This is a genomic window from uncultured Fenollaria sp. (assembly GCF_934202865.1).
GTDB lineage: Bacteria > Bacillota > Clostridia > Tissierellales > Peptoniphilaceae > Fenollaria.
On the sequence record NZ_CAKPYL010000044.1, the window covers coordinates 1 to 12900 of the forward strand.

Consider the following 12900-nt stretch of genomic DNA (forward strand, 5'->3'; position numbering starts at 1 on the left):
ATACTCAAAAAATTATTTGAGTACTATTATTATATACCTACATAAAGTAAATTGCAATGATTTTAAATCAAATAATATACATTTTACAAAATACACACAAAAAAAGAGAGCCTTTCAGCTCTCTTTAAAATCTATATAACTATATTAATCGAAATTATTCGATAATTTCAGTTACAACTCCGGCTCCTACTGTTCTACCGCCTTCTCTGATAGCGAACTTAAGTCCTTTTTCTATAGCGATAGGTGTGATAAGTTCGATGTTGAATCTAGCGTTATCACCAGGCATTACCATTTCTACTCCTTCTTCTAGTGTGATGTTACCTGTAACGTCTGTAGTTCTGAAGTAGAATTGTGGTCTGTAACCGTTGAAGAATGGAGTATGACGTCCACCTTCTTCTTTTGTTAATACGTATACTTCTGATTTAAATTTAGTGTGTGGTTTGATTGTCTTAGGTGCAGCAAGTACTTGACCTCTTTCGATTTCATTTCTTTGAACACCTCTTAGTAATAGACCGATGTTATCTCCTGCTTCTGCTACGTCTAGTAATTTGTGGAACATTTCAACGCCTGTTACTACTACGTCTCTTACTTCATCTGTTAAACCAACTAGTTCAACTGTATCTCCAACTTTAACTAGTCCTCTTTCTACTCTACCTGTAGCAACTGTACCTCTACCAGTGATTGAGAAGATGTCTTCTACTGGCATTAGGAATGGTTGGTCTGTAGCTCTTTCTGGTTGAGGGATGTATGCGTCAACTTCTTCCATAAGTTTGATGATCTTGTCTCCCCATTCTCCGTCTGGATCTTCTAGAGCTTTAAGTGCTGAACCTACAACGATAGGTGTGTTGTCTCCGTCGAAGTCATATTCGCTAAGTAGTTCTCTAACTTCCATTTCAACTAATTCGATTAGTTCTGGATCATCTACTTGGTCTTCTTTGTTTAGGAATACTGCTATCTTAGGAACGCCAACTTGTCTAGCAAGTAGGATATGTTCTCTTGTTTGAGGCATTGGACCGTCTGCAGCAGATACTACTAGGATAGCGCCGTCCATTTGAGCAGCACCTGTGATCATGTTCTTAACGTAGTCGGCGTGGCCTGGGCAGTCAACGTGTGCGTAGTGTCTGTTTGGAGTTTCGTATTCAACGTGTGAAGTACTGATTGTTATACCTCTAGCTCTTTCTTCTGGAGCTTTATCGATGTTTGCGTAGTCTACGAATTCACCGCTACCGTATCTTTTGTTTAGTACTAATGTTATAGCTGCTGTTAATGTTGTTTTACCATGGTCAACGTGACCGATTGTACCAATGTTAACATGTGGTTTTGTTCTTTCAAATTTTTGTTTAGCCATTTTTTACCTCCTATAAAAATTATTTATTACCAATGACTTTATCTAATATACTGTTTGGAACTGGATCGTAGTGATCGAATTGCATTGAGTGGTTAGCTCTACCTTGTGTATTACTTCTTAGGCTTGTTGCATATCCAAACATTTCTGAAAGCGGTACGAATGCTTTAACGTGTTGAGCTCCGTTATCAAGTTCCATACCTTCTATTCTACCTCTTCTTGAATTTAAGTCTCCGATTACGTCTCCCATGTATTCTTCTGGTGTAGTAACTTCAACTTTCATCATAGGTTCAAGTAGTGTAGGTGTTGCTTTCTTAAGTGCATCTTTAATTGCCATAGAACCGGCAATCTTAAATGCCATTTCTGATGAGTCGACTTCGTGGTATGAACCATCGTATAGTGTAACTTTTACGTCAAGTACTGGGTATCCAGCGATAACACCTGATTGAAGTGCTTCTTGTATACCTTGGTCAACTGGTCCGATGTATTCTTTTGGAATAGCTCCACCAACGATTGCGTTAACAAATTCGTAACCTTTTCCTGCTGGTAGAGGTTCGATTTTGATTCTTGCGTGACCATATTGTCCACGACCACCTGATTGTTTAACGTATTTACCTTCGCCTTCTGCAGCTGACTTGATTGATTCTTTGTATGCAACTTGTGGATTACCAACGTTTGCTTCTACTTTGAACTCTCTTAAAAGTCTGTCTACAATGATTTCTAGGTGTAGTTCACCCATACCTGATATGATTGTTTGACCTGTTTCCTCATCTGTATATGTTCTAAATGTTGGGTCTTCTTCAGCAAGCTTAAGTAATGCTTGTGTCATCTTATCTTGTGAAGCTTTTGTCTTTGGTTCTATCGCTACTGAAATTACTGGATCTGGGAATTCCATGTTTTCTAGTATGATTGGCTTGTCTTCAGCACATAGTGTGTCACCAGTACCTGTAAGCTTCAAGCCTACTATAGCAACGATGGATCCTGCGTATGCTTCTTCGATTTCTTCTCTCTTATCAGCGTGCATTAATACGATACGTCCGATTCTTTCTCTCTTACCCTTTGATGAGTTGAATACGTAAGAACCGCTCTTTAGAACGCCCGAGTAGATTCTTGCATAAGCAAGCTTACCTACGAATGGGTCTGTAACGATCTTGAATGCTAATGCTGCTAGTGGAGCATCATCTGCCGCTTGTCTTTCAACTATCTCGCCATCTCTATCTGTACCAGTAACTGCTGGTATATCGATAGGTGATGGTAGATAATCAACTATAGCGTCTAGAAGGAATTGTACACCTTTGTTCTTGTATGCACTACCGCATAGAACTGGTGTTACTTGGTTTGCAACGCATTCTCTTCTTAATACTTTTTTAATTAAATCGTTAGGAACTTCTTCACCACCTAGGTATAGTTCCATAACTTCTTCGTCGAAATCAGCGATTTCTTCGATCATTTCTTCTCTATATTTTTGAGCTGTTTCTACTAGATCTTCTGGAATATCTGATTCTTGAATGATAGTTCCTAGATCATCTTCGTATAATTCAGCCTTCATTGCGATTAAGTCTATGATACCTCTAAATGTATCTTCTTTACCTATTGGTAATTGAACAGCTATTGGATGAGCGTTTAATCTTTCTCTCATCATCTTTAGTGTTCTGTCAAAGTTTGCACCTACGACGTCCATTTTATTAACAAATGCAAGCCTAGGTACACCGTATTTGTCTGCTTGACGCCATACAGTCTCGCTTTGAGGTTCAACTCCCCCTTTAGCGTCGTATAAAGCAACCGCACCGTCTAGAACTCTTAGGGAACGTTCAACTTCAACTGTAAAGTCAACGTGGCCCGGTGTATCTATGATGTTGATTCTATGGTTTTTCCAGTAACATGTTGTTGCTGCTGAACCGATAGTGATACCTCTTTCTTGCTCTTGCACCATGAAGTCCATGGTAGCAGCACCTTCGTGAGTTTCTCCTATCTTATGAATCTTACCTGTATAATAAAGAATTCTTTCTGTTGTGGTTGTTTTACCTGCGTCAATGTGCGCCATAATACCGATGTTTCTGACATCTTTTAGTGCAATTTCTCTTGGCACAAGTTTTCCCCCTTATTATTAATATCTATAATGTGCAAATGCTTTATTTGCTTCAGCCATTCTGTGAACTTCTTCTCTCTTCTTAACAGAAGCTCCTTGACCGTTGGCTGCGTCCATCAACTCTTTTGCTAATCTTTCAGTCATTGTCTTTTCTCCTCTTGCTCTGGAGTATTGTACAAGCCATCTTATTGCTAGAGTTTGTCTTCTTTCAGGTCTTACTTCCAATGGAACTTGGTAGTTGGCACCACCAATACGTCTTGCCTTAACTTCTAGTACTGGCATGATGTTATTCATAGCCTTGTAGAAGTGTTCAAGAGCGTCTTCACCTGTCTTTTCTGCAACTATATCAAATGCCCCGTAAACTATGCTTTGAGCTAAGCCTTTTTTGCCGTCTAGCATGATTGCGTTTATAAGTTTTGTAACTACAACATCATTGTATCTTGCGTCAGGCATTACTTCACGTTTAGGCACGTGTCCTTTTCTTGGCACTTTTTCTTCCCTCCTTAACTATCTTAGTAGATTCATTGGTACTCGGCAAATCTCTAAAAGCCGTCTAGCGCCAAAATGCTCTTCATCTATTTAATGCTTTGCATTTCAACGACTAAAAATGTTTTTTACTTCTTTTCTTCTTTAGGTTTCTTAGAACCGTATTTAGACCTACTTTGTCTTCTGTTTTCAACTCCGGCTGTATCTAGTGTACCTCTAATTATGTGGTAACGTACGCCGGGAAGGTCTCTTACTCTTCCACCTCTTATAAGAACAACACTGTGTTCTTGTAAGTTGTGACCAATTCCTGGGATGTAAGCTGAAACTTCATATCCATTAACTAGTCTAACTTTAGCAACTTTTCTTAGGGCAGAGTTTGGCTTCTTAGGTGTAACTGTCTTTACAGCAACACATACTCCTCTTTTTTGTGGAGCGTTTACTAAAGATTGTCTCTTCTTAAGTGAGTTATAAGTTGTATCTAAAGCTGGTGATTTAGATTTGTAAACTACTTTTGATCTTCCTTTTTTGATCAATTGATTAATCGTTGGCATCAAAGCACCTCCTTACATAAAAATTTATTTTAATAAAGCAGCGGCAGCTGCGTTTATTTCAATACCACAGAGTTTTCCTAGCTCTTCTTTTGTGTTTATATAAACAACATCAACAGATTTTTTACTTGCCTCTTCTTCGATAAGCGTCTTTATGTCCTTATCTGCATCAAGAGCGATAAAAACCTGACTGAAGAGATCGGATTTTAGCCCCCTTGTTACCTGTTTAAAGCCTACTACACAATTCGGCCCCAAGGTGTCGGTATCCATTAAGCATCCTCCTTTAGCTCTATTAATAGCGTGAACTTTCACACATAAGAGAATTGTACCACGCATTATGGAAAAAGTCAAGATATTTTTAGTTAAATTTAGGTAAAATATCTTGACTGTCTCCACTTATATTTATTTTTTAAATATACTAATTATTTAGAAGACTTTCTTTCTTTTTCTTCATTAAGTAGGTCTTTGATAATCTTATCTAGTTCGATAGCGTCTTGATTATCTTTTACCTCTTCATTTTCTTTTTTATCTTCTTCTTTCTTAGTCTTCTTTTCTTTTTCATCTTCATCAAAGTCTTTGAATAGATTTGTGTCGTCTATCTCTCTCTTCTTTCTCTTTTGTTCTTCTTCTAATTGTTTCTTTAAAACTGTTTCGTCTTCTTTAACTTTGATGTTTCTATACTTAAGCATGCCTGTACCTGCTGGTATGATCTTACCAATGATAACGTTTTCCTTAAGTCCTACTAACTCATCCTTCTTACCTCTGATGGCTGCTTCTGTTAATACTCTTGTTGTTTCTTGGAATGAAGCTGCTGATAAGAATGAATCTGTTGCTAGTGACGACTTGGATATACCAAGTAGTATTCTCTTTCCTTCTGCTGGTACTTTGCCTTCTTCTTTAAGTTTTTTGTTTTCATGAATGAAGTCGTATATATTTACAAGTGCTCCTGGTAAGAATGAAGAATCGTTTTGTGCTTCTATCCTTACTTTCTTAAGCATTTGTTTACAGATGATTTCAATGTGCTTGTCATTGATATCGATACCTGTCATTCTATATACTCTTTGTACTTCTTTTATTATATAGTCTTCAACGCCTTCTACGCCAAGAACCTTCATGATTTCTTGAGGTGATGCGTTACCTTCTGTGATTTCTTTACCTTTTTCGATGTAGTCGCCTTCATGAACTTTAAGTCTTGCCGCATAATTTACCGGGTGATCAACTGCAATGCCTTCTTTGTCATCAGTAATAACTATGACTCTTTGTTGTGGATCGTCTTCATTGATTGATACAGTACCTGAAATTTGGGCAATTTGTGCTTGTCCTTTTGGCTTTCTAGCTTCGAAAAGTTCTTCAACTCTTGGAAGACCTTGAGTGATATCGTCTGCGTTGGCTACCCCACCTGAGTGGAAGTTTCTCATTGTAAGCTGTGTACCTGGCTCACCTATTGATTGAGCGGCGATGATACCAACTGATTCACCAATGTTAACGATATTGCCTGTTGCCAAGTTTCTTCCGTAGCACTTAGCACAAACGCCGTGCTTAGTTTGACAAGTAAGAACGCTTCTTACCTTAACTTCTTCTATGCCTATCTCTTGAATGAAGTGAGCTGTCTTTTCATCTATTAGTTCGTCCTTCTTTACGATGATAGAACCATCTTTAGGATTTACTATGTCTTCAAAAGCATATCTGCCGATAAGTCTTTCTTCTAGCTCTTCAAGAATTTCTTTGCCATCTCTTATAGTTCTAACAGTATGTCCTTCATCGCTATGGCAATCGTCTTCTGTTACGATAACGTCTTGAGATACGTCAACTAATCTTCTTGTTAGGTAACCAGAGTCCGCTGTCTTCAAGGCGATGTCTGATAGACCCTTTCTAGAACCGTGTGATGATAGGAAGAACTCTAGTACTGATAGTCCCTCTCTAAAGTTTGACTTGATAGGGATTTCTACTGTCTTACCAGTTGATGATGCCATCAGACCACGCATACCGCCTAATTGACGGATTTGGTTCTTACTACCTCTGGCTCCTGAGTCCGCCATGATGAAGATGTTGTTTAATGGATCAAGTGACTTCATAAGCGCTTCAGTAACTTCATCAGTGATGCCGTTCCAAATATTGATAACGCCTTCGTATCTTTCTTCTTCAGTCATGAAACCGTCTCTGTAAGCTCTTTCGTACTTTTCTACTTCCTTTTGTGCCTTTTCTATAAGTTCAGTCTTTTCATCAGGAACTACAACGTCCGCCATAGATATAGATACTGCTGAAAGTGTTGAGTGCTTATAACCAGTTGATTTGATGTGGTCTAGTAGCTTACTAGTAACGATATTGCCATGCTTTTGATAGCACTTATCAAGTATAGTTCCTAAAGTCTTCTTTGATACAACTCTATCTATTTCTAGTGAATATGGATCTTCGTCTCTATCTACAAAACCAAGGTCTTGGGGTATCTTCTTGTTAAGAATGAATCTACCAACAGTTGATTCAACAAGTTTACCTCTGTCGTCTTCATCAAGTTTTACTCTAACCTTAACTTTTGCGTGTAGGTCAATAAGTCCTAGTTGATAAGCCTTTATCATCTCGTCATAATCTTCGAAGATGTGGCCTGAGCCCTTACTTCCTTCTATGTCAAGTGTCATGTAATAGCAGCCTAGTACCATGTCTTGTGATGGTATTGAAATTGGTTTACCATCCTTTGGTGCCAAGATATTGTTAATTGAAAGCATTAATAATCTTGCTTCAGCTTGTGCTTCTATTGACAATGGTAGATGCACAGCCATTTGGTCACCGTCGAAGTCCGCGTTATATGCTGAACATACTAATGGATGTAATTTTATTGCCTTACCTTCAACTAAAACTGGTTCAAAGGCTTGAATACCAAGTCTGTGAAGAGTCGGTGCTCTGTTTAATAGTACTGGGTGATCCTTGATAACGTATTCAAGTACGTCCCAAATATCTGATTTAGCTCTCTCAACCATTCTCTTAGCGCTCTTAATGTTATGTGCTTTACCTGTTTCAACAAGTCTTCTCATAACAAATGGCTTGAATAGTTCTAGTGCCATCATCTTAGGAAGACCGCATTGGTAGAACTTTAGCTTAGGTCCTACAACAATTACAGATCTACCTGAGTAGTCAACTCTCTTGCCTAGTAAGTTTTGTCTAAATCTACCTTGTTTACCCTTTATCATATCGGATAGAGACTTAAGTGGTCTGTTTCCAGGGCCAGTTACTGCTCTTCCGCGTCTGCCGTTATCAATCAGTGCGTCAACTGCTTCTTGAAGCATTCTCTTTTCATTTCTTGTAATGATTTCTGGTGCGTTTAGTTCAAGTAATCTTCTAAGTCTGTTGTTTCTGTTGATAACTCTTCTATATAAATCGTTTAAATCGCTTGTCGCAAATCTACCGCCATCTAGTTGAACCATAGGTCTTAAATCTGGTGGTATAACTGGAAGTGCTTCGATAACCATCCACTCAGGTCTATTGCCTGATTGTCTGAATGATTCAATAGTTTCAAGCTTTCTTAAAACTTTAATCTTCTTTTGTGTGGATGCTCCTTCAAGCTCTTCTGTTAGTTCTTGTGCTTCTTTATCTAGGTCTATGGCCTTAAGCAGCTCAAGTATAGCTTCTGCGCCCATCCTAGCATCGAATGAGCCGTAACCAAACATATCTATAGCTTCTGAATATTCTTGTTCATTTAAGATTTGTTTATATTTTAAGCCAGTTTTGCCTGGATCCATAACTATATATGAAGCAAAGTAAACAACGTGTTCAAGCTCTTTTGGTGAAACGTCAAGTACTATGGCTATCCTTGAAGGTGTTCCTTTAAGGTACCAAATGTGTGTACATGGACTAGCTAATTCAATGTGGCCCATCCTTTCGCGTCTTACCTTAGCTCTTGTAATTTCAACGCCGCACTTATCGCATATCATGCCTTTGTATCTAATCTTGTTGTATTTACCGCAGTGACAAGTCCAGTCTTTTACAGGTCCAAATATCTTTTCACAGAACAAGCCTTCTGCTTCTGGCTTTAATGTTCTGTAATTAATTGTTTCTGGTTTTTTAACTTCTCCCTTAGACCACGCTCTTATGTCTTGGCTTGATGCAAGGCCTATTTGAATACTGTTAAATTTATTTAATTCGAACAAATTACCTTCCTCCTTGTCTTTCTACAAAGAACTATCGTCATCTAGGTCTAGGTCTTCATCGATCTCGTCGATGTCGCTGCCTATGTCTAGATCGTCGTCCATGTCCAAATCTTCTTCATCTATATCAACAAAATCTTCGTCAATATCTTCTTCGATGTCTTCATCGTCATCCTCATCGTATTCATCTTCGTCCACATCGTCTTCGTCGTAATCAATGTTGTCTTCGTCTTCATCTGTGCCCTTGGATGTTTCTTCGTCAAAGAAGTTTACAAATTCTTCATCTTCTTTATAATCAGTGTCCATGCTCTTGAAGTCGCCCGCAATGATTTCTCTTTCGTTCATGAAATCATCTTCATCGTCAAGTTCCATCTCATTGTCGTCTTGGTCAAGGACCTTAACGTCAAGAAGTAAACTTTGAAGTTCCTTTACAAGTACCTTGAATGATTCAGGTATGCCTGGTTCTGGAATGTTCTTTCCTTTAACAATGGCTTCGTATGTCTTAACACGGCCATTGATATCGTCGGACTTAACTGTTAATATCTCTTGAAGTACGTGGCTTGCGCCATAACCTTCAAGGGCCCAAACTTCCATTTCCCCGAATCTTTGTCCACCAAATTGTGCCTTACCGCCTAATGGTTGTTGAGTAACTAGTGAGTAAGGTCCAATGCTTCTTGCGTGGATCTTTTCGTCAACTAAGTGGTGAAGCTTAAGCATATACATGTAACCAACTGTAACTGGATTGTCAAATAACTTTCCTGTTCTTCCGTCTCTTAGGTAAATCTTACCGCTCTTTGGATAGCCAGCCTTGTCAAGCGCTTCAAGTATGTCGTTTTCGTTAGCGCCGTCAAATACTGGTGTTGAAACGTACATACCAAGCTTTTTAGCCGCCATACCCAAGTGAACTTCAAGTACTTGTCCAAGGTTCATACGAGATGGTACACCCATTGGGTTTAGTAGAATTTGTAGTGGTGTGCCGTCTGGTAAGTATGGCATGTCCTCTTCAGGAAGTATTCTTGAGATGACGCCCTTGTTACCGTGTCTACCGCACATCTTGTCCCCTACAGAGATCTTTCTCTTTGTAGCGATATATACTCTAACCATCCTGTTTACGCCAGGTGATAGCTCATCAGCATTTTCCCTTGTAAATTCCTTAACGTCAACAACTATACCAGCTTCGCCGTGAGGTACCTTTAGAGATGTATCTCTTACTTCTCTTGATTTTTCTCCAAATATAGCTCTTAAGAGTCTTTCTTCAGCAGGTAGATCCTTTTCTCCCTTTGGAGTAACCTTACCAACTAAGATGTCGCCAGCCTTAACTTCAGCGCCAATCCTGATGATACCGTCTTTGTCAAGGTTCTTAAGAAGCTCTTCACTAGTGTTTGGAATGTCTCTAGTGATTTCTTCAGGTCCAAGCTTTGTATCTCTTGATTCTGATTCGTATTCTTCTATATGAATAGATGTCAATACATCTTCATAAACAAGTCTTTCGTTGATTAGTATCGCATCTTCGTAGTTATAGCCTTCCCAAGTCATAAACGCTACTAAGATGTTCTTGCCTAGTGACATTTCACCAAGATTAGTGCTTGGTCCGTCCGCAATTACATCGCCCTTCTTAACCTTTTCACCCGCTTGAACTATAGGTCTTTGGTTAATAGTAGTGCCTTGGTTAGAGCTTGTAAATTTGATTAATTTATATGAATCAATGTTCTTGTCTTTATTTTCAATAACGATGCTCTTCGCATCAACTTTTTTAACAATACCGTCATTTTTAGCAACAACACATACACCTGAGTCTTTAGCAGCCTTATACTCAATACCAGTCGCAACGATAGGTGCTTCTGTCATAAGTAGTGGAACTGCTTGTCTTTGCATGTTTGAGCCCATTAGAGCACGGTTCGCGTCGTCGTTTTCCAAGAATGGTATCATCGCTGTACCAACTGAAACTATTTGTCTAGGTGAAACGTCCATGTAATCGATTTCTTCTTTTTTGAACATGTCCATCAAAGTATCGTTTTCAGCCTTACTTCTAGCAACGATGATGTCGTTTTTGAAGTAGCCTTTTTCATCTATTGGCTCGTTGGCTTGAGCTATGATGCACTCATCTTCAACGTCAGCGCTGATATATTCAATCTCATCAGTAACTTTTCCTGTACCTTTTTCTACCTTTCTATAAGGAGCTTCGATAAAACCATATTCATTGATCCTTGCAAATGATGCTAAGGAAGTGATAAGACCAATGTTTGGTCCTTCTGGTGTTTCGATAGGGCACATTCTAGCATATTGAGAGTTATGAATATCTCTTACTTCAAAGCCCGCTCTATCCCTTGAAAGTCCTCCAGGTCCTAAAGCAGACATCTTTCTCTTGTGAGTTAACTCGCTAAGAGGGTTAGTTTGGTCCATGAATTGAGAAAGTTGTGATGAACCGAAGAACTCCTTAAGTGAGGCAACTACCGGTCTTATGTTGATTAGACTTTGAGGAGTAGCAGCTTCAGGGTCTTGAGTAGTCATTCTTTCACGAATAACTCTCTCCATTCTAGAAAGACCGATTCTGAATTGATTTTGAAGTAATTCGCCAACGCTTCTTACACGTCTGTTACCTAAGTGGTCGATGTTGTCAAATTGACCAACGCCACGCATTAAGTTGAATTGGTAGTTGATAGCGCTAATTATGTCATCAATTTCAATTCTCTTTGGATATATTTCTTTAATATTTTCTATGATTAAGTTTTTAAGCTCTTCGTCGTCCTTAGCTTCGTCCATAAGTTCGTGCATTAATGGTGCGTAGATCTTATCCTTAAGTCCAAGCTCTTCAAAATTAACTTTTGTATCGAAAGCTTCAGGATAAACAAAGTTATTACCTACAACTCTGATCTCTTCACCATTATCCAAAACTATGTCAATGGTATTAACAAAGTTATTTTCAATCTTTTGAGCCATAGGTCTATCAAGATGAGTTCCCTTTTCATATACTAATTCGCCTGTAATAGGGTTCACCGCATCCATGGCAAGAGTGTGATTTTCTATCCTTCTTGCTATAGATAGCTTCTTGTTGAACTTATATCTTCCGACTTTAGCCAAGTCGTATCTCTTAGGGTCAAAGAATAGATTATTAAGTAGTGATTTAGCACTGTCTACGGCTTCTGGTTCGCCTGGTCTAAGTCTCTTGTAGATCTCAATCAAAGCCTCGTCTTGAGTCTTTGCAGTATCCTTTTCAAGAGTTGTTAATAAATCATTAGTTTCACCCAATGTTTCAACAATTTCAAGATCAGAAACAACACCTAAAGCTCTAAGAAGTGATGTGATGATAACTTTTCTGTTCTTATCAATCTTTACATATAAAGCGCCACTCGCATCAGTTTCAAATTCAAGCCAAGCCCCACGGTTTGGTATGATAGTTGCGCTGTAATCAAGATCACCATTCTTATTGATTTCCTTCTTGTAGTAGCAGCCTGGCGAACGAACGACTTGTGAAACAACAACCCTTTCTCCACCATTGATTATGAAAGTACCCTTGTCAGTCATGATAGGTATGTCTCCCATAAATACTTCTTGCTCTTTAACCTCTCCAGTGTCTTTGTTAATTAGTCTAACCCTTGCTCTAAGAGGAGCACTGTAGTTTGTGTCCTTAATTCTGGACTCTTCTTCAGTATACTTTAGTTCCTTTCCTATAGTATAGCCCACAAACTCCAATACTAAGCTACCACCATTGTCATCAATAGGTGATATGTCGTCAAAAGCTTCCTTTAAGCCGTCATGTAAAAACCAGTCAAACGATGCAGTTTGTACCTCAATAAAATTTGGCATCTCGCAAGCTTCTTTTATCCTAGAATAACTCATTCTAGTTCTTTTTCCGTTTTCAACAGGATGTAGCATCCAAATATTCACCCCTTATCAAAATAACCTACTATATGTCGTACCCTAAACTAAGATTTTGAGAATAAAAACCCATTTTAAATCCTAATTATGCAATTTATAATTATATAATAAGTCAAGACAAATGTCAAGCATTTTTTTGCAAATAATTAAAATATTTTTACATTTTTGCTAAAACGTTTTTGCCTTGCTTATAGTTTTGCCAAAATCAATCTAGGCGCAAAACGATTAATGCGAAAAGCGAATCGCGCGTCATAAGGCAATCACCCGTCATATAGCTAGCGCCCGTCATATGGCAGACATTTTCAATACACAAAAGAACTATGGGCACGGCGCTCATAGTTCTTTCTTATTATATACATAAAAAATATCTGCTAAGCATATCAATCGCCTAGCAGATATCTTCTAAAATCTATT

General features: G+C 38.5%; 7 protein-coding genes. All 7 read right to left on the minus strand.

The features are described 5' to 3' along the window. Positions 1 to 154 precede the first annotated feature (154 nt). Entirely contained in the window at positions 155 to 1348 is a 1194-nt protein-coding gene (gene tuf / locus Q0E71_RS05280; protein ID WP_294796765.1) for an elongation factor Tu, read from the minus strand. 19 nt (positions 1349 to 1367) lie between these two features. Further along, the gene (gene fusA / locus Q0E71_RS05285) at positions 1368 to 3434 is read right to left on the minus strand and encodes an elongation factor G (RefSeq protein WP_294796767.1); all 2067 of its coding nucleotides are present in this window, start codon (positions 3432 to 3434) and stop codon (positions 1368 to 1370) included. A gap of 18 nt (positions 3435 to 3452) precedes the next feature. After that, a complete protein-coding gene (gene rpsG / locus Q0E71_RS05290; RefSeq protein WP_294796769.1) occupies positions 3453 to 3923 on the minus strand; it encodes a 30S ribosomal protein S7 in 471 nt (156 codons plus the stop codon). Positions 3924 to 4048: 125 nt separating this feature from the next. Then, positions 4049 to 4471, minus strand: a complete 423-nt coding sequence (gene rpsL, locus Q0E71_RS05295) for a 30S ribosomal protein S12 (protein WP_294796771.1) — start codon at positions 4469 to 4471, stop codon at positions 4049 to 4051. Between the two features lie 24 nt (positions 4472 to 4495). Then, complete coding sequence (locus Q0E71_RS05300; protein WP_294796773.1) at positions 4496 to 4738, minus strand: ribosomal L7Ae/L30e/S12e/Gadd45 family protein; 243 nt, start codon at positions 4736 to 4738, stop codon at positions 4496 to 4498. A 152-nt stretch (positions 4739 to 4890) separates the two neighbouring features. After that, a complete protein-coding gene (rpoC, locus tag Q0E71_RS05305) occupies positions 4891 to 8610 on the minus strand; it encodes a DNA-directed RNA polymerase subunit beta' (RefSeq protein WP_294796775.1) in 3720 nt (1239 codons plus the stop codon). A 21-nt stretch (positions 8611 to 8631) separates the two neighbouring features. Next, positions 8632 to 12483: a DNA-directed RNA polymerase subunit beta gene (locus Q0E71_RS05310; protein ID WP_294796777.1), complete on the minus strand. Its 3852-nt coding sequence runs from the start codon at positions 12481 to 12483 to the stop codon at positions 8632 to 8634. Positions 12484 to 12900 lie beyond the last annotated feature (417 nt).